Annotated in this window: 14 protein-coding genes; 11 read left to right on the forward strand and 3 right to left on the reverse strand. The window is 56.2% G+C overall.

Annotation, left to right across the window (positions count from 1 at the left end; translation table 11 throughout):
* Nucleotides 1–180: 180 nt before the first annotated feature.
* Nucleotides 181–858 carry an AroM family protein gene (locus tag AAIR21_RS09680; RefSeq protein WP_025204994.1) on the forward strand — a complete coding sequence of 226 codons (678 nt, stop codon included), beginning with the start codon at nucleotides 181–183 and terminating at the stop codon, nucleotides 856–858.
* Between the two features lie 71 nt (nucleotides 859–929).
* Nucleotides 930–1217, forward strand: coding sequence for a pyrimidine/purine nucleoside phosphorylase (ppnP, locus tag AAIR21_RS09685; RefSeq protein WP_014168827.1), 288 nt, complete (start codon nucleotides 930–932; stop codon nucleotides 1215–1217).
* A gap of 45 nt (nucleotides 1218–1262) precedes the next feature.
* On the opposite strand, the gene rdgC is transcribed toward ppnP, so the two are convergent.
* The gene (rdgC, locus tag AAIR21_RS09690; protein ID WP_014882739.1) at nucleotides 1263–2177 is read right to left on the reverse strand and encodes a recombination-associated protein RdgC; all 915 of its coding nucleotides are present in this window, start codon (nucleotides 2175–2177) and stop codon (nucleotides 1263–1265) included.
* A gap of 123 nt (nucleotides 2178–2300) precedes the next feature.
* Here rdgC and mak point away from each other — a divergent pair, with 123 nt between their 5' ends.
* On the forward strand, nucleotides 2301–3206 hold the full coding sequence (gene mak / locus AAIR21_RS09695) for a fructokinase (RefSeq protein WP_183516612.1): 906 nt from the start codon (nucleotides 2301–2303) through the stop codon (nucleotides 3204–3206).
* A gap of 59 nt (nucleotides 3207–3265) precedes the next feature.
* Here the strand turns inward: mak and sbcC are convergent, their stop codons facing one another.
* Both sbcC and sbcD read right to left on the reverse strand, forming a co-directional pair.
* Nucleotides 3266–6397: an exonuclease subunit SbcC gene (gene sbcC / locus AAIR21_RS09700; protein ID WP_183516611.1), complete on the reverse strand. Its 3132-nt coding sequence runs from the start codon at nucleotides 6395–6397 to the stop codon at nucleotides 3266–3268.
* Nucleotides 6394–7599, reverse strand: coding sequence for an exonuclease subunit SbcD (sbcD, locus tag AAIR21_RS09705; protein WP_183516610.1), 1206 nt, complete (start codon nucleotides 7597–7599; stop codon nucleotides 6394–6396). The genes sbcC and sbcD overlap by 4 nt, the downstream gene beginning before the upstream one ends.
* Before the next feature lie 187 nt (nucleotides 7600–7786).
* Here sbcD and phoB point away from each other — a divergent pair, with 187 nt between their 5' ends.
* The 8 genes from phoB (at nucleotide 7787) to AAIR21_RS09745 (ending at nucleotide 18274) form a co-directional block, all read left to right on the forward strand.
* Entirely contained in the window at nucleotides 7787–8476 is a 690-nt protein-coding gene (phoB, locus tag AAIR21_RS09710; RefSeq protein ID WP_008503265.1) for a phosphate response regulator transcription factor PhoB, read from the forward strand.
* A 21-nt stretch (nucleotides 8477–8497) separates the two neighbouring features.
* Nucleotides 8498–9793, forward strand: coding sequence for a phosphate regulon sensor histidine kinase PhoR (gene phoR, locus AAIR21_RS09715; RefSeq protein WP_014168833.1), 1296 nt, complete (start codon nucleotides 8498–8500; stop codon nucleotides 9791–9793).
* Between the two features lie 409 nt (nucleotides 9794–10202).
* Complete coding sequence (gene brnQ, locus AAIR21_RS09720; protein ID WP_014168834.1) at nucleotides 10203–11522, forward strand: branched-chain amino acid transporter carrier protein BrnQ; 1320 nt, start codon at nucleotides 10203–10205, stop codon at nucleotides 11520–11522.
* An 81-nt stretch (nucleotides 11523–11603) separates the two neighbouring features.
* Nucleotides 11604–12977: a proline-specific permease ProY gene (gene proY / locus AAIR21_RS09725; RefSeq protein ID WP_014168835.1), complete on the forward strand. Its 1374-nt coding sequence runs from the start codon at nucleotides 11604–11606 to the stop codon at nucleotides 12975–12977.
* A 153-nt stretch (nucleotides 12978–13130) separates the two neighbouring features.
* Nucleotides 13131–14948 (forward strand): maltodextrin glucosidase, encoded by a 1818-nt coding sequence (gene malZ / locus AAIR21_RS09730; protein ID WP_183516608.1) that lies wholly within the window; start codon nucleotides 13131–13133, stop codon nucleotides 14946–14948.
* 200 nt (nucleotides 14949–15148) lie between these two features.
* Nucleotides 15149–15790 (forward strand): hydrolase, encoded by a 642-nt coding sequence (locus tag AAIR21_RS09735; protein ID WP_183516607.1) that lies wholly within the window; start codon nucleotides 15149–15151, stop codon nucleotides 15788–15790.
* Nucleotides 15791–15838: 48 nt separating this feature from the next.
* Nucleotides 15839–16384, forward strand: a complete 546-nt coding sequence (locus AAIR21_RS09740; RefSeq protein WP_014168838.1) for an antibiotic biosynthesis monooxygenase — start codon at nucleotides 15839–15841, stop codon at nucleotides 16382–16384.
* 21 nt (nucleotides 16385–16405) lie between these two features.
* Nucleotides 16406–18274, forward strand: a complete 1869-nt coding sequence (locus AAIR21_RS09745; RefSeq protein WP_014168839.1) for an amidohydrolase — start codon at nucleotides 16406–16408, stop codon at nucleotides 18272–18274.
* The last annotated feature ends 10 nt before the right edge of the window (nucleotides 18275–18284 follow it).

Genomic DNA, 18284 nt, shown 5'->3' on the forward strand with positions numbered 1-18284 from the left:
TGTTAAGCAGGAGTTAATATTTAGTTATTACAGGTAACTCCGTAACGGGCAGGCGATCTTTACATTTCGCGATGGAGATCACCTGCTACGCTTGGTGCTGTTTTGTTGAAAAAACGAACTGTGCAGCGTAGTGAGCCTGTACCTGTGTGAAAGATTTAGCGGTAATGGAAGGCGATGAAGATGAAGGCGACGTTGGCGATCCTCACTATTGGTGTGGTCCCTGTAAGCGAAGTGTTACCGCTCTTAACCGAGCATGTATCTGAACAACAGATAACGCATCTAAGCCTGCTGGGGAAGATGAGTCGGGAAGAGGTCATGGAAGACTACGCTGTAGAGGCGGGGGAGGATCCCCTGGCGACGTTATTAAGTGACGGTAAACTGGCGCATGTTTCGCGTCAGAAAATCGAGCGCTCGCTGCAGAGCGTAATAGAAGTGCTCGATAATCAAGGCTATGACGTTATTTTACTGATGAGTACTGCACCTGTTAAGGGACTCATCGCGCGTAATGCGATTTTGCTGGAGCCGATGCGGATCATTCCGCCGCTGGTGGCCTCCATTGTTGACGGGCATCAGGTGGGGGTCATTGTTCCCATTGAAGAGCTCATGGACAACCAGACGGCAAAATGGCACGTACTCGAAAAAATGCCTTTGTATGCGCTGGCCAATCCCTTCTGGGACAGCGAGGCTGCGCTGATTGAGGCAGGACGGGAACTGTTGGAGAGAGGGGCCGATGTGTTGATTCTGGACTGCCTTGGATTCCACCAGCACCACCGTGACTTACTGCAAAAGGCGCTGGATGTCCCGGTGCTGTTGTCCAATGTTCTGATGGCCCGGCTGGCCGCAGAGCTGTTGATCTAATGATTTTGCGTGACAGGTGATGATCATGGCCCCTATAGTGAATTTTTATCTAAAAATATAAGGGCCAGTTCATGCTTCAAAGTAACGAATACTTTTCCGGTAAAGTGAAATCCATTGGTTTTACCAGCAGCAGCACTGGCCGCGCCAGTGTCGGCGTTATGGCTGAAGGGGAATACACCTTTGGTACAGCCGAAGCTGAAGAGATGACGGTGATCAGCGGTGCGCTCAACGTCTTACTGCCGGGGGAAACAGAATGGAAAGTTTACTCTGCCGGACAAGCGTTCAACGTCCCTGGCCACAGCGAATTCCATCTGCAGGTTGCTGAACCGACCTCTTATCTGTGCCGCTACCTGAAATAAAACGTTTTATACCCTCTCCCTGTCGGGAGAGGGTCACTGCAGGCATTACCGCTGCGCTTCGCCGCCGAGGCCTTCTACCAGATTCTGAATTAACGCTGCCAGCTCTCCGGTCATCAGGATAAAGTCCGCGTCAAAGCGCTGGGCGTAATCTTCACGATCGATATCTTCGTTCTGATCGCGCAGCTCATCGCAGAATTTCAGACGCTTCACCGAGCCGTCATCGCACATCACAAACTGAATACGCTGCTGCCAGTCGAGTGCCAGTTTGGTCACCACTTTGCCCGCTTCAATGTGAACGGCGATCTCGTCGCTCACCAGGTCCTGCTTTTTCGCGCGGATCACGCCGCCATCTTCGAGCAGGGCTTTGAGCTCAGCTTCATCAAGGATCTGGAAGCCCTGGGCCGCTGTACCGCTGCGCACCCATTCGGTCAGGGTCAGTTCAATCGGCGTTTCCAGCGCCAGCGGAACGACCGGTAACGATCCGATGCTTTTGCGCAGCAGGGCCAGCGTATCTTCCGCTTTTTTGGCGCTGGCGCAGTCCACCATGATCAGCCCGTTAACGGTATCGATCCACATCATTGTCTGGCTGAAACGGCTAAAGGCGCGCGGCAGCAGAGAGTGAAGAACTTCGTCTTTCAGCGAATCTTTTTCGGTTTTTTTCAGCTTGCGACCCTGTTCGGCTTCAAGCTTGAAAATTTTCGCTTCGAGCGCCTGCTTGACCACCGGCGTGGGCAGAATTTTTTCTTCTTTGCGGGCGCAGACGATGATTTGACCCGTGCTGCTGGCGTGGGTCAATGCATCGCTTTGTGAACCCATTGGAGGAACCCAACCGGTTTTTGCCATATCCTGGCTACCGCAAGGGGAAAAGCTATAAGCGGCTAACTGTTTTTCCATCTCTTCTGCACGCAGCGAAACGTCGCGGCTGAGACGGTAAACCATCAAATTTTTGAACCACAGCATGATAATTTCCACGGCCTTGTCGTTAAATCAGCGGGCATGATAACGAATTGTCGCATCGCTTGCATTGCTAATCGGGAAGCGGGCTTCTACTCTGTTGATAATCAAAATAATGAGGAGTGTCTTGTGCGTATTGGGATTGATTTGGGCGGCACTAAAACAGAAGTCATCGCACTGAGCGAGCAGGGGGAGCAACTGTTCCGCCACCGTCTGCCTACGCCGCGCGATGATTATCACCAGACTATCGAGACGATTGCCCGGCTGGTCGTCATGGCTGAGCAGGCGACAGGGCAGACCGGCACCGTTGGGATGGGGATCCCGGGGTCAATCTCGCCCTATACCGGGGTGGTTAAAAACGCCAACTCCACCTGGCTCAACGGTCAGCCTTTTGATAAAGATTTAAGTCAGCGCCTGAACCGGGAAGTGCGTCTGGCAAATGACGCCAACTGTCTGGCCGTCTCCGAAGCCATTGACGGTGCCGCCGCAGGGGCCCAGACCGTTTTTGCGGTCATTATCGGGACCGGCTGTGGCGCAGGCGTGGCCCTGGGCGGGCGTGCCCATATTGGCGGCAACGGTACGGCGGGCGAGTGGGGACATAACCCCCTGCCGTGGATGGATGAAGATGAACTTAAATACCGCGCCGAGGTGCCGTGCTATTGCGGCAAGCAGGGCTGTATTGAAACGTTTATCTCCGGCACCGGTTTTGCCACCGATTACCACCGCCTGAGTGGCCAGCCACTCAAGGGGAACGAGATTATGCGCCGGGTCGGGGAACACGATCCGGTGGCTGAGCTGGCTCTCAGCCGCTATGAAATGCGGCTGGCGAAATCCCTGGCGCACGTGGTGAATATCCTTGACCCTGACGTGATTGTGCTCGGCGGCGGGATGAGCAACGTCGACCGTTTATATGCCACGGTGCCGAATCTGGTGAAGCAGTGGGTCTTCGGCGGCGAGTGTGAAACCCCGATCCGCAAAGCGGTGCATGGGGACTCCAGCGGCGTGCGCGGCGCCGCGTGGCTCTGGCCACTATAGCCTTCTCCCTCTCCCTACGTGAGAGGGGCGGGATGAGGGTGCCCTCATGCAGGGCACCCTCACTCCACCGCAAACACCTTATCCAGCTTGCTATACCCCAGCCCGTTAATCTTCTTCACTTTGATCTGCACCGGGATCCGCTCTTTCATCGCCTCGACGTGGCTAATCACGCCAATGGTTTTCCCGGTGGCGTTCAGCGCGTCGAGCGCATCCAGGGCGGTATCCAGCGTTTCGCTGTCGAGCGTGCCGAAGCCTTCATCCAGGAACAGCGAATCGATGCGTGTCTTGTGGCTCACCAGATCGGAAAGCGCCAGCGCCAGTGCCAGGCTAACAAGGAAGCTTTCGCCGCCGGAGAGGGTACGGGTATCGCGCACCGCGTCCGCCTGCCAGGTATCCACCACTTCGAGTTCCAGCGCATCGCTGACCTTGCGCTGCAGCAAATAGCGCCCGTGCAGGCGATTTAGCTGCTGGTTGGCAAGCCAGACCAGATTATCCAGCGTGAGCCCCTGGGCAAACTTACGGAACTTGTCGCCGGTGCTGGAACCTATCAGCGAATTCAGATAGCTCCAGTCATCGGCCAGCCGCGCGGCCTCTTCAATATGCTGCATGAGCACCTGCTGGTGCTGACGGTTATCGCTGTCCTGTTTAAGTTGCTGGCGGATCTCACCCTGATGAGTGGTGTTCTCCCGAAGCTGTTGCCCGAGTTGCTGTAGCTGCAACTGCAGGGTTGGCGCGTCGAGTTCCAGCCCTTCCGGTCGCTGCGTCTGATGAGCCCGCAGCTGCTGGTTTGCCTGTGCGAACAGCGGAGTTGCCTGCTGAAGCTGGTTTTCCAGGGTCTGCTTACGGTGTTCAAGACGGCGGATGGTCTCTTCATCAAGCAGTGCAGCCAGAAAGGCCTCCCGATCGGCGAAGCAGCTTGCGGTCAATGCGGCGGTGAAATGCGTCGTGGCGTGCTGCAGCCGTTCGCTTTCAAGGCTTTCCTGCTGTTGCAATGTGGCAAGCTGGCTCTGAAGAGAAACGCATTCGTCGTGCGTTTCGCGCCAGTTATCAGGAATGGCCGGTTCGGTTTCTGTGTCGTTTGTGGCGGGCAGGGTGTCGAGTAGCGGCATCAGAGCCGTCATGCGCTCCTGCATGACGCCATGCTGAGTCTGTTTTTCCTGCCACTGTGCGAACTCGGTTTCTCGTTCGTTCAGCCAGGCAGCCTCTGTGCCTTCCTCCGGGACGTTGAGTGACAGCGTGAGCAGGGTCGTTTCCAGCGCCTGGCGCGTGGCCGTCAGTTGCTGTTGATACTGACGCGCCTGCGCGTCCTGTTCATTCAGCTGTTGCTGCAGCGTCAGACGCTGGCTCAGCTGGTAAAGCTGACGCTCATACTGCTCTTGTTCGTTCATCCACGGGGCAATATCTTCCTGAATATTCAGAGTGATATTCAGGGACGCGCAAACGGATTGCCACTCTTTAGTGAGCGCTTGCTCCTCCTGAGAGAGCGTCTGAGCGTCGTCTGTCTCACGCTGGATCTGCCGGGTCAGGGCATTCACCTGGCCGAGAACTAACAATCCTTCCTCTTTAAGCGCAGCGACCTCTTTGGCTAACTGGTCGCGACGCTGCTGGTTGGCACTCAGCTCCAGCGCCTGATAGGCAGTGACCGCCGGGTGCGAGGTTGAGCCGCACAGCGGGCAGGGCTGTCCCGCCTGCAGCTGCGCACGCTCTGCCTCCAGACTTTTAATCTTCTCTTCCTGTCTGCAGAGCGTTTCAAGATCCAGATAATGTTGGTTTTTCTCCTTGTACTGCTGGCGGCGCAGCGTCAGCGTTTCATTGAGTTTTACCTGCTCTGCCTGGGCTTTCTGCAGGCTTTCACCGTTCTGGCGCAGACGTTGTTGCAGCGGCAGATAACGGGCCTGAAGCGACATCAGCCGCTGGCGGAAAGTCCATGACTGAGCCTGTTGCTCCATCGCCACGCTGACCTCGTCAGCCGTGAGCGTCAGGGCGTTTTCCGGCATCTCTGCCAGCTTCTGGCGTAATTCAGCAATGCGCGTGGAAAGCGTGGCGATCTGATTTTTATCGCGATTCAGCTGTGCAAAATGGGCGCGCCAGCCTGCTATCTCCTGGCCCCACTGACGATACCGCTCGTACTCTGCCAGCCACTGTGCCAGCGCCGTAAGGTCGGTCTGCAGTTGTGCATGGCTACGCTGGGCCGTATTACGGATACGCGAGCGCAGCGCGGTTTTTGCTTGTAAGCGAGCATTTACTTCAACAATGCGTTGCTTCGTTTGCCCCAGTCGGGTGGTTTGCTCTTGCTGGCTGTCCCACAGTGGTCGCAGCTGGGCGGCGGGGTGAGCAAGCTGGAGCGTTGCCAGCTCGGGCGCAGCCTCGGTCAGTGCCTGTTGCGCCTGTTGCTGCAAGGTGGCAACGCGTTGCTGCTCACGTATAAGCTCGTCATTGCGCGTAAGCCACTGAAAATCTTTCTGTTGATTCTGCTGTTGCGCCAGCAGCGTTTTTTCTTCGTCAGTAAGTGCCTGCAAACTTTGCTGTAACTGCTGCTGTTGCTCTTCACTCAACAATACGACGCCTGCAGCCTGTGCTTCATACACCTCAAGGGCGTTACGCGCGGCTTTGTGTTTCTCAAACACCATGGCGGAAATCTGACCGTAGATCTCGGTTCCGGTCAGTTCTTCCAGCAGTTCGGCGCGGTCGGAAGGTCTGGCATTGAGGAAGGCGGCAAATTGCCCCTGAGAGAGCAGCATTGAGCGGGTAAAACGGCCATAATCCAGCCCGGTGAGGGCGGCCGTTTGTTCCAGTTTATCCGACACTTTGTCGGCCAGAATTTTACCGTCCTCACAGCGTGCCAGCTCGACGCGTGGGGCCTGAAGATTACCGTCGGGCTGATTTCGCGCGCGGTTCTGACTCCAGAAAGCGCGATAGGCAATACCTTTGACTTCAAACTCAACTTCGGCAAGGCATTCGGCCGTGTCGCGCGTCATCAAATCGTTTTGTGCCTGGGAGACTTTCTGCAGACGCGGCGTTTCGTGATACAGCGCCAGACAAATGGCGTCGAGCAGGGTCGTTTTCCCTGCGCCGGTAGCCCCGGTAATCGCAAACAGTCCGTTGCTGGCAAACGGCTCCGCGGTAAAATCGATTTTCCACTCACCCTTCAGTGAGTTGAGATTTTTCAGACGCAGGCTGAGGATTTTCATGCGTTTTCTTCCTCATCGTTCAGGGCATGCAGGGTGTGCGTAAACAGCTCGTTCAGCCGTGCGCGTTTCGCGTCGTCAATCTCCTCGTGGGAGAGCCGGCGTTCAAAGACCTCTTCCACCCTGAGTTCGCTGAGCGTTTCGCGCTGAGCGCCAAGCAGAATTTTCTCGCGCTGCTCGCGGCTGCGGCGCACCAGCAGCACCTCTACCGGCAGGTCTTCCGTGAGTACCTGAATTTTACGCTGCACATCATGCAGGTAGTCGCCGCTGGCGATCTCAATATCCAGCCAGACCGGCGGGTTTTGTTCCACGCCGCGCCACTGTTCAAGCTGGGCGCTGATGGCGTCCAGATCGCCTTTCAGCACCGCCAGCGGCTGGGTGACGGGCACTTCCAGCGTGTCGACGGCGCTGAGCTTGCCGTCGCTAAAGCTCACCAGATGGACACTTTTGGCTTTGCCGGTCTCATCAAAACTCAGCGAGATGGGCGAGCCACAGTAGCGAATGTGCTCGCAGCCGCCGATAACCTGCGCCCGGTGGATATGCCCGAGGGCAATATAATCCGCGGGCGGGAAGTTTTGTGCCGGGAAAGCATCCAGCGTGCCAATATAAATGTCACGTACCGCGTCGCTTTTGCTGGCCCCAACGGTGGTGAGGTGCCCGGTGGCAATCACCGGAATCGCCTGGTCGCCGCGAAGGGCACAGGCCTGGGCATGCTGCTGGTGGTAATAGTCGGTGATGGCCTGCAGCAAATGCTGCTGTTTTTCTGCGCCGGAAAGCCCCGCCTGGCTTTGGACAATATCGCGCGGGCGTAAAAATGGGATCGGACACAGTACCGCACCCGGCGTCCCGTCGCGCTTTTTCAGGATCTGCGGCGCATGTCCTGCGCTGGCCACCACGGTAGTATTGAGAAACGCCAGAATATCGCGGGATTCATTTAACGTTGCGACGGAATCATGGTTGCCGGCAACAATCACCAGATGACAGCCCGTTTGCTGCAGATTGACGACAAAACGGTTATATAACTCGCGCGCATAGCTGGGGGGCGAGCCGGTATCGAAGATGTCACCCGCCACAATAATGGCGTCCACCTCATGAGAGCGGGCCGTATCCAGCAGCCAGTTCAGGAACGCTTCGTGTTCAGCCGCCCGGCTTTTGCTGTAAAAATTTTGACCCAGATGCCAGTCAGAGGTGTGTAGTATGCGCATTGCTGATCCGTGGCGAAAAAGAGAAAGCAGGATTATAAACTGTCAGGGAACAGAAAATAACCGCTGTAATAAAACAACAGTTTGCCCTTTATAGTGGTACTGTTTTTCATAAATCTGTCATAAATCTGACGCATAATGACGCCGCATTACAAACTTGTAACTTAAATAAGATAAAACAGGGCAAAGTATGGCGAGACGTATTCTGGTCGTAGAAGATGAAGCTCCGATTCGTGAAATGGTGTGCTTCGTGCTCGAGCAAAATGGCTTCCAGCCGGTTGAGGCGGAAGATTATGACAGCGCGGTGAACCAGCTGAATGAACCCTGGCCCGATCTGATTCTGCTCGACTGGATGTTGCCTGGCGGCTCCGGGCTGCAGTTTATCAAACACCTGAAACGTGAAGCGCTAACCCGCGATATACCGGTTGTGATGCTCACGGCGCGCGGTGAAGAAGAGGATCGCGTACGCGGTCTGGAAACGGGGGCGGACGATTACATTACCAAACCGTTCTCACCGAAAGAGCTGGTTGCCCGCATTAAAGCCGTGATGCGCCGCATTTCACCGATGGCGGTGGAAGAGGTGATTGAGATGCAGGGACTGAGCCTTGACCCTACCTCACACCGCGTCATGACCGGTGAAAATCCCCTCGATATGGGGCCTACCGAATTTAAACTTCTGCATTTCTTTATGACTCACCCGGAGCGCGTATACAGCCGCGAACAGTTGCTGAATAACGTCTGGGGAACTAACGTGTATGTCGAAGACCGGACGGTTGACGTACATATCCGCCGCCTGCGAAAAGCGCTGGAACTGAGCGGCCACGATCGCATGGTGCAGACGGTCCGCGGCACGGGTTATCGTTTTTCAACCCGTTTCTGAACAATGACAGGAGTGTGACGCGTGCTGGAACGTCTGTCATGGAAAAGGCTCGTCTTTGAACTGATCTTATGCTGTATTCCGGCCTTCATTCTGGGGGCCTTTCTTGGATATTTGCCGTGGTTTCTGCTGGCGTCGGTTACCGGGCTTCTGATCTGGCATTTCTGGAACCTGCTGCGCCTCTCGTGGTGGCTGTGGGTTGACCGAAGTATGACGCCTCCGCCGGGAAGCGGAAGCTGGGAGCCGCTGCTGTACGGTCTGCACCAGATGCAGATGCGTAACAAAAAGCGGCGTCGGGAGCTGGGAAGCCTGATCAAACGCTTCCGTAGCGGCGCTGAGTCGCTGCCGGATGCTGTCATTCTGACGACCGAAGAAGGGACGATCTTCTGGTGTAACGGCCTCGCGCAACAGCTGCTGGGCCTGCGCTGGCCGGACGATAATGGCCAGAACATCCTCAACCTTCTGCGTTATCCCGAGTTCACGCTGTACCTGAAAAAGCGTGATTTTACCCGCCCCCACAACCTGAAGCTCAATAATGGGCGCCATCTGGAAATCCGTGTGATGCCTTACAGCGACCAGCAGTGGCTGATGGTTGCCCGTGATGTCACCCAGATGCACCAGCTGGAAGGGGCGCGACGCAACTTCTTTGCCAACGTCAGCCACGAATTACGCACTCCGCTGACGGTGCTTCAGGGGTACCTGGAGATGATGCAGGAGCAAACGCTGGAAGGCGCGCCGCGCGAGAAGGCGTTGCATACGATGCGTGAACAAACGCACCGTATGGAAGGGCTGGTGAAACAGCTGCTGACGCTCTCGAAAATTGAGGCCGCCCCCTCGCTGGCATTGAATGACACCATTGATGTGCCGATGATGCTGCGGGTGGTGGAGCGCGAAGCGCAGACGTTAAGCCATAAAATGCATCAGCTGACCTTCGAGGTCGACAACACGCTCAAGGTGCTTGGCAGCGAAGATGAGCTGCGCAGCGCCATTTCTAATCTGGTGTATAACGCGGTGAATCATACGCCAGCGGGGACGGATATCGTGGTGCGCTGGCAGCACACGCCAACGGGCGCTGAGTTCAGCGTAGAGGATAACGGGCCGGGGATCGCACCTGAACACATCCCGCGTCTGACCGAGCGCTTCTACCGGGTGGATAAAGCGCGCTCACGGCAGACCGGCGGCAGCGGTCTGGGGCTGGCTATTGTGAAACACGCGGTGAATCATCATGAAAGCCGTCTCGATATTCAAAGCACGCTGGGTAAGGGAACCCGCTTCAGTTTCGTTATCCCGGAACGATTAATTGCCAAAAAGATCGCCTGACGACAGGCGTGTCAGTTTACCTTTCCACGGGCCAGCGTTTGCTGGCCCGTTTGCTTTGCAGTCAAGCGAAACGCGGCTGAATATTATACGGCTGGCTGTTTTTTGTTCGCATGATTAGCCATGGGTTTTTCTTATAATTAGCGTATTGTGCTGGTCTGATTTTTGATGCTGGCATATTGTTCTGGTTTCACGATCCCATCTTGCCTTTAAACGTTATAAGCGTTTAAATTGCGCCCCAGATACTGTCATACCGACTGTATTTGCGTGGTAAATCGAAAAACTATTCTTCTCCACGCCAGGACGGGAGCATATCCCGCTGAAATTGAGCAAATTTTCCGCTGTATCGTCCCGTCAGGGATAGCGAAAATCTCAATGTTTTCAACACCACATCCACAGGCAGTAAGGTTTTATGACCCATCACTTAAAATCGCGTGACATCATCGCGCTGGGCTTTATGACATTTGCGCTGTTCGTTGGCGCAGGCAACATCATTTTCCCTCCAATGGTTGGCTTACAGGCGGGTGAACACGTCTGGACCGCTGCGTTTGGTTTCCTGATTACTGCTGTGGGTCTGCCGGTACTGACCGTCGTCGCGCTGGCGAAAGTCGGTGGTGGCGTTGATAGCCTCAGCACCCCGATTGGCAAAGTGGCCGGCATTCTGCTGGCGACCGTCTGTTATCTGGCCGTTGGCCCGCTGTTTGCGACCCCGCGTACCGCGACCGTATCCTTCGAAGTGGGGATTGCCCCGCTCACTGGCGATGGCGCGATGCCGCTGTTTATCTACAGCCTGATCTACTTCGCGATTGTGATTCTGGTTTCCCTCTATCCGGGCAAGCTGCTGGATACCGTGGGTAACTTCCTGGCTCCGCTGAAAATCGTGGCGCTGATTGTGCTGGCGGTTGCGGCCATCGTCTGGCCCGCAGGCCCGATTAGCGATGCGATGGACGCCTATAAAAACGCCGCGTTCTCCAACGGCTTTGTGAACGGCTACCTGACGATGGATACGCTGGGCGCAATGGTGTTTGGTATTGTTATCGTGAATGCCGCACGTTCCCGCGGCGTAACGGAAGCGCGTCTGCTGACTCGCTACACCATCTGGGCTGGCCTGATGGCCGGTGTGGGGCTGACGCTGCTGTACCTGGCGCTGTTCCGCCTGGGCTCAGATAGCGCCATACTGGTCGATCAAAATGCCAACGGCGCGGCGATCCTCCATGCTTACGTACAGCACACCTTTGGTGGTGCGGGTAGCCTGCTGCTGGCGGTACTGATTTTCCTGGCGTGCCTTGTCACCGCCGTGGGGCTGACCTGCGCCTGCGCTGAGTTCTTTGCTCAGTATCTGCCGCTCTCTTACCGCACGCTGGTCTTTATCCTGGGCATCTTCTCCATGGCGGTGTCAAACCTCGGTCTGAGCCACCTGATTCAGGTCTCTATCCCGGTGCTGACGGCCATCTATCCGCCATGTATCGTGCTGGTGGTGCTGAGCTTCACCCGCCCGTGGTGGAACAACTCGTCGCGAATTATTGCGCCAGCCATGTTTATCAGCCTGATTTTTGGTATCCTTGACGGGATTAAAGCATCCGCCTTTGCGCAAATACTGCCAGCCTGGACACAGCGTCTGCCGCTGTCCGAGCAAGGCCTGGCCTGGTTGATGCCTACCGTTGTTGCACTGGTTCTGGCTATTATCTGGGATCGTGCTGCAGGGCGTCAGGTCGCATCGAACGCCCATTAATCAACGGCAACAAACTGTTTAACCACGGGGCTTAAGGCCCCGTGGTTTTTTGTTTTTTTCGAGTTGAATGGCAAGATTTAAATGGAAAGCACTAACAAACTCAAACGTGGACTCAGCACCCGCCACATTCGCTTTATGGCGCTGGGATCCGCTATCGGTACCGGTCTTTTTTATGGCTCGGCAGATGCCATTAAAATGGCCGGTCCCAGCGTTCTGCTGGCCTACATCATCGGTGGCGTGGCCGCGTATATTATCATGCGCGCCCTTGGGGAGATGTCGGTTCACAATCCGTCTGCCAGTTCGTTCTCGCGCTATGCGCAGGAAAACTTAGGCCCGCTGGCGGGCTTCATCACCGGATGGACCTACTGCTTCGAAATTCTGATTGTGGCTATTGCCGACGTTACCGCCTTTGGCATCTACATGGGCGTCTGGTTCCCCGCGGTTCCGCACTGGATCTGGGTGCTGAGCGTGGTGCTGATCATCTGTGCCGTCAACCTGATGAGCGTGAAGGTGTTTGGTGAACTGGAGTTCTGGTTCTCCTTCTTCAAAGTTGCCACCATCATCATCATGATTATCGCGGGCTTCGGGATCATCATCTGGGGTATCGGCAACGGCGGTCAGCCAACGGGGATCCATAACCTCTGGAGCAACGGCGGCTTCTTCAGCAACGGCTGGCTCGGTATGGTGATGTCGCTGCAGATGGTCATGTTTGCCTACGGCGGGATCGAGATTATCGGCATTACCGCCGGGGAAGCGAAAGATCCGGAGAAATCCATTCCGCGCGCCATCAACTCAGTGCCAATGCGTATTCTGGTGTTCTATGTGGGGACGCTGTTCGTCATTATGTCCATCTACCCGTGGAACCAGGTGGGCACTAACGGCAGCCCGTTTGTGCTGACCTTCCAGCATATGGGCATCGCGTTTGCCGCCAGCATCCTGAACTTTGTGGTGCTGACCGCCTCGCTTTCGGCAATCAACAGTGACGTCTTTGGCGTGGGCCGCATGCTGCACGGAATGGCGGAGCAGGGCAGTGCGCCTAAGGTGTTTGCCAAAACCTCTCGTCGCGGCACGCCGTGGGTGACGGTAATGGTAATGACCGTAGCCCTGCTGCTGTCGGTCTACCTGAACTACATCATGCCGGAGAATGTGTTCCTGGTGATTGCGTCGCTGGCGACCTTCGCGACCGTGTGGGTGTGGATCATGATCCTGTTGTCGCAGATTGCGTTCCGTCGCCGTCTGTCACCGGAAGAGGCGAAAGCGCTGAAGTTCAAAGTGCCGGGTGGGGTGGTGACAACCGCTGTCGGTCTGGTCTTCCTGGTCTTTATCATCGCCCTGATTGGCTATCATCCGGATACCCGTATCTCCCTTTATGTGGGCTGCGCGTGGATCGTCCTGCTGCTGCTGGGCTGGATGTTTAAATGCCGCCGAGACCGTCAGCTGGCGCAGGCACAGTAATCTTCCCTCTCCCCGCAGAGGGACTGGAAGGAGGCATCCGCTCACGCTGATGCCTCCTCCCCCGTCCTCCTCCCTCAATAAACCTCGTCATGATGAGCTAACCTTAACCACCCTGTGGCAAGGTGACGTCAATTTCATCAAAGGGGATTCGTGATGTTAAACGCCTGGCACCTTCCGGTTGCCCCATTTGTTAAGCAAAACAAAGACAACCTTGTGATTACGCTCTGGCTGGCGGGGGAAAATCAGCCTGAACGCGTGACGCTACGCGCCGAAATTGATAACGAAGAGACCGCGCTGAAAATGCATAAGCAGCGCAGCCAGCCGCAGCCCGGGATCACGGCGTGGCGGGCAAACATCGATTTAACCCGTGGACAGCCGCGTCGTCGCTACAGTTTTAAACTGCTGTGGAATAACCGCCAGCTGTGGTTTACCCCGCAGGGGTTTAGCCGTTTTCCGCCGGCCCGGCTGGAGCAGTTTGCCGTCGATTACCCGGACAATGGCCCGCAATGGGTTAACGATCAGGTGTTTTACCAGATTTTCCCGGACCGCTTTGCCCGCAGCGAAAAGCGCACTGCAGACCAGGACAAGGTTTATTACCACCACGCAGCAGGTCACGACATTATCCTCAAAGCATGGGATGAACCGCTGACCGCGCAGGCGGGTGGCTCGACGTTTTACGGTGGCGATCTCGACGGGATCAGCGAAAAACTCCCGTACCTGAAAAAACTGGGCGTGACGGCGCTGTACCTTAACCCGGTGTTTAAAGCCCCGAGCGTGCATAAATACGACACCGAAGATTATCGTCATGTTGATGAGCAGTTTGGCGGCGATGCGGCGCTGCTGCGCCTGCGACAGAACACTAAAAACGAAGGGATGCGCCTGATTCTGGACGGCGTGTTCAACCACAGCGGGGATTCGCACGCGTGGTTTGACCGTCATAACCAGTCGATGAGCGGGGCATGCCATAACCCGGATTCGCCGCAGCGTGACTGGTACAGCTTTAATGAAGAGGGCTACGCGCTGGACTGGCTGGGCTACCCAAGCCTGCCGAAGCTGGATTTCCAGTCGCCTTCTCTGGTCAACGAAATCTACGGCGGTGAAAACAGCGTTGTCCGCCACTGGCTTAAGGCGCCATGGAACATGGACGGCTGGCGTCTTGACGTGGTGCATATGCTGGGTGAAGCGGGCGGAGCGCGTAATAACCTTCAGCACGTTTCAGGTATCACCCGCTCAGCGAAAGCCGCGCAGCCGGAGGCCTTTGTCTTTGGCGAGCATTTTGGCGATGCACGCCAGTGGCTGCAAGCCGATGCAGAAGATTCGGCCATGAACTACCGCGGTTTTACCTTCCCGCTATGGGGATTTCTGGCGAACACCGATATCTCTTACGATCCGCAGCATATCGACGCCGAAACCTGTATGGCATGGATGGATAACTACCGCGCCAGCCTGTCGCATCAGCAGCAGTTGCGGATGTTTAACCAGCTGGACAGCCACGATACCGCACGTTTTAAATCCCTGCTTGGCAAGGATGTGGCACGTCTGCCGCTGGCCGTTACCTGGCTCTTCACCTGGCCTGGCGTGCCGTGCATTTACTACGGTGATGAGGTGGGGCTGGAGGGGAACAACGATCCCTTCTGCCGCAAAACCTTCCCCTGGGATCCGGCGAAGCAGGACAAGGCGCTGCTCAGCCTGTACCAGCGTCTGGCTAAGCTTCGTAAACAGAACCAGGCGCTGCGTTACGGTGGCTGTCAGGTGGTGTATGCCCACGATAACGTGGTGGTGTTTGCCCGCGTCTACAACCAGCAACGCGTGCTGGTCGCCATCAACCGCGGAGAAGCCTGTGAAGTGGTGCTGGATGACTCTCCGTTGCTGCACGTGAAGGCGTGGCAACGCAAAGAGGGTAAAGGCACGATTCAGGAAGGCATTCTCTCCCTACCGGCCATTTCCGCCTCCGTCTGGTTCGGAAATTAATCGTCATCAGCAACCGGTTTATTTCCCGGTTGCTGAAAATTCCCCTAAGTTGTTCGGTTAATTTCAACAGAGGGGACAAATATCTTTACTATCCGCTCAATCAATTCTCGCTATACTCAAATTGCTTTATCAGTCAGGGCCCTTTCTCATATAGCACACCAAAACGTTGGCTTTTAACACATTGATTAAAAGGTACTTTTATGTCTATTCGTGAACTGATTGACCCGTCCAATTCCGTACTGATTTTTATCGATCACCAACCGCAAATGTCTTTTGGCGTGGCAAATATTGACCGTCAGTTATTAAAGAATAATACGGTGGCTCTGGCAAAAGCAGGCAAAATTTTTGATGTTCCGGTTATCTACACCTCTGTCGAAACAAAAAGCTTTAGCGGATACATCTGGCCAGAATTGCTGGCGGTTCACCCGGCGGTTAAACCGATTGAACGTACCTCTATGAACTCCTGGGAAGACGATGCGTTTGTTGCGGCAGTGAAAGCAACGGGCCGCAAGAAACTTATCATCTCAGCCCTGTGGACCGAAGTTTGCCTGACCTTCCCGGTGCTGATGGCTCTGGATGAAGGGTTTGAAGTTTATGTAGTGACCGATACTTCCGGCGGTACCTCCGTAGATGCCCATGAACGTGCGATTGACCGTATGGTTCAAGCGGGCGCGGTTCCTGTGACCTGGCAGCAGGTGCTGCTTGAGTATCAGCGCGACTGGTCTCGCAAAGGCACTTACGACGCGGTCATGGACCTGGTCCGTGAGCACAGCGGTGCTTATGGCATGGGCGTTGACTATGCCTACACCCTCGTTCACGGCGCGCCAGAACGCAAAGCGTAAACCTTTCAGGGCGGGGTTCTCCCGCCCATTAATGACCAGGAAACTATTATGGCGCACACATCACATGTCACGCTGGTGATCACCCACACCTTGCTGCCGGGTCAGGCTGAGCGATACGAACAGTGGCTGGGTAAGATCATGCCCATCGCGGCGGAATTTCCGGGGCATCTTGGCGCGAACGTCATCCGGCCGACCGACGGACAACATCTGTGGACGGTGATAATCCGTTTCGACACCCTCGAACACCTCTCTGCATGGACCCAGTCCGATACCCGTAATGCGCTGGTAAAAGAGATTGAACCGCTGCTGGCGGAAGGCGATAAAACCGAAGTGCGTACCGAGGCGGCGTTCTGGTTTACCCCACCGGAGCCTCATGTGCGTAAGCCTAAACAGTGGAAACAGTTTCTCATTACCCTGCTGGTTATCTTCCCCAGTACCAACCTGGTGCCGCTGGTCACCGGTGCGTTGCTTCCTGGCCTGAAAGGTACGTTGTTACTGCATCTGATTAACGATGCCTGTGTGGTCGCGCTGGTGGTCTGGCTGTGGATGCCCATCGTGACCCGTCTGTTTGCCGGATGGCTCAAAAAAGCCTGATTCGGCTGAAAGGAGTACGTTATGTCTCAAACTGCCACACTGATCTTAACCAAAGGTAAGATCCATACCCTCGATCGCGAAAACCCGCTCACGGAAGCGGTGGCTATTGCTAACGGCAAGATCCTGGCGACGGGCAACCACGATCGCATTATGAGCTATGCGACGCAGGGAACGCAGATTGTCGATCTGAAGGGAAGTACGGTGATCCCCGGGCTTAACGATTCGCACCTGCACCTGATCCGCGGCGGGCTGAACTACAACCTCGAGCTGCGCTGGGAAGGCGTACCGTCGCTGGCGGATGCGCTAAGGATGTTGAAAGATCAGGCCGATCGTACACCTTCACCTCAGTGGGTTCGGGTGGTGGGCGGCTGGAGCGAGTTTCAGTTCGCCGAACGCCGGATGCCGACCATCGAAGAGCTTAACGAGGCGGCACCGGATACGCCGGTGTTTGTCCTGCACCTCTACGATCGCGCCCTGCTTAACCGCGCCGCGTTGAAAGCTGTCGGCTACACCAAAGAGACGCCAAACCCGCCGGGCGGGGAGATTGTGCGTGATAACCACGGCAACCCGACCGGGCTGCTGATCGCTAAACCTAACGCGATGATCCTCTACGCCACGCTGGCAAAAGGACCGAAACTCCCCATTGAGCAGCAGGTTAACTCCACGCGCCAGTTTATGCGTGAGCTTAACCGTCTGGGGCTGACCAGCGCCATTGATGCCGGCGGCGGCTTCCAGAACTACCCGGAAGATTACGAGGTGATTGCCGAACTGCACGCCAAAGAGCAGATGACGGTGCGTATTGCCTACAACCTCTTCACCCAGCGCCCTAAACAGGAGCTGGAGGATTTTGAGCGCTGGACCGATATGCTCAAACCGGGGCAGGGCACAGACTTTTATCGTGCGAACGGGGCAGGAGAGATGCTGGTCTTCTCGGCGGCGGATTTTGAAGATTTCCTCCAGCCGCGCCCGGATCTGCCGCAAGGGATGGAAGACGAGCTGGAACGCGTGGTGCGCCACCTGGTGGAAAACCGCTGGCCGTTCCGGCTGCATGCCACCTATGACGAATCCATCAGCCGGATGCTGGATGTCTTTGAGAAGGTGAACCGTGAGATTCCGTTTAACGGCCTGCACTGGTTCTTTGACCATGCGGAGACCATTACCGAGCGTAATATCGAGCGCGTCAAAGCGTTGGGGGGCGGTATTGCGGTGCAGCACCGTATGGCGTTCCAGGGCGAATATTTCGTCGACCGCTACGGCAAAGAGGCGGTGAAACACACGCCGCCGGTAGCGAAAATGCTGGAACTGGACGTGCCGGTTGGGTTAGGAACCGACGCAACCCGTGTGGCGAGCTATAACCCGTGGACGGCGCTTTACTGGCTGGTCTCCGGGCGAACCGTCGGCGGCCTGGCGATGTATGACGACAATAACCGCCTGCCGCGTGAGGTAGCGCTGGAGCTGTGGACCGCAGGCAGCGCGTGGTTTTCCAGCGAGCAGGGTAAAAAAGGCCGTCTGGTTGAAGGGCAGCTTGCGGACCTGGTGGTGCTGTCGAAAGATTACTTCAGCGTGACGGAAGAGGAGATCAAGGGCATTGAATCGGTGCTGACCGTTGTGGATGGCAAGGTCGTGTATGCCGCCGGTCATTTCAGTCCGCTGTCACCGCCGCCGATCCCGGTTGTGCCGTCGTGGTCACCGGTCGTGAAAGTCCCGGGGCATTACCGCTCTGCGCCGCCTGCAGCCAGCAAAGTGGGGGCGGTGGTACAGATGCACCAGTGCATTGGTAGCTGCGGGGTGCATGGCCATGCGCACGGCATTGCGCGGCAATCGGATATCCCGGTATCTGATGACCAGGCATTCTGGGGCGTGCTGGGGTGCTCGTGCTTCGCGTTTTAACGTGTGAAAG

It is taken from the genome of Enterobacter sp. PTB (genome assembly GCF_051130085.1).
In the GTDB taxonomy this organism is placed as follows: Bacteria; Pseudomonadota; Gammaproteobacteria; order Enterobacterales; family Enterobacteriaceae; genus Enterobacter; species Enterobacter ludwigii.

Excerpts from the sequence above, each read along its gene's own strand:
- AAIR21_RS09680 (WP_025204994.1), top strand. The coding sequence starts at position 181 with ATGAAGGCGACGTTGGCGATCCTCACTATTGGTGTGGTCCCTGTAAGC.
- ppnP (WP_014168827.1), top strand. The coding sequence starts at position 930 with ATGCTTCAAAGTAACGAATACTTTTCCGGTAAAGTGAAATCCATTGGT.
- rdgC (WP_014882739.1), bottom strand. The coding sequence starts at position 2,177 with ATGCTGTGGTTCAAAAATTTGATGGTTTACCGTCTCAGCCGCGACGTT.
- sbcC (WP_183516611.1), bottom strand. The coding sequence starts at position 6,397 with ATGAAAATCCTCAGCCTGCGTCTGAAAAATCTCAACTCACTGAAGGGT.
- sbcD (WP_183516610.1), bottom strand. The coding sequence starts at position 7,599 with ATGCGCATACTACACACCTCTGACTGGCATCTGGGTCAAAATTTTTAC.
- phoB (WP_008503265.1), top strand. The coding sequence starts at position 7,787 with ATGGCGAGACGTATTCTGGTCGTAGAAGATGAAGCTCCGATTCGTGAA.
- brnQ (WP_014168834.1), top strand. The coding sequence starts at position 10,203 with ATGACCCATCACTTAAAATCGCGTGACATCATCGCGCTGGGCTTTATG.
- proY (WP_014168835.1), top strand. The coding sequence starts at position 11,604 with ATGGAAAGCACTAACAAACTCAAACGTGGACTCAGCACCCGCCACATT.
- malZ (WP_183516608.1), top strand. The coding sequence starts at position 13,131 with ATGTTAAACGCCTGGCACCTTCCGGTTGCCCCATTTGTTAAGCAAAAC.
- AAIR21_RS09735 (WP_183516607.1), top strand. The coding sequence starts at position 15,149 with ATGTCTATTCGTGAACTGATTGACCCGTCCAATTCCGTACTGATTTTT.
- AAIR21_RS09740 (WP_014168838.1), top strand. The coding sequence starts at position 15,839 with ATGGCGCACACATCACATGTCACGCTGGTGATCACCCACACCTTGCTG.
- AAIR21_RS09745 (WP_014168839.1), top strand. The coding sequence starts at position 16,406 with ATGTCTCAAACTGCCACACTGATCTTAACCAAAGGTAAGATCCATACC.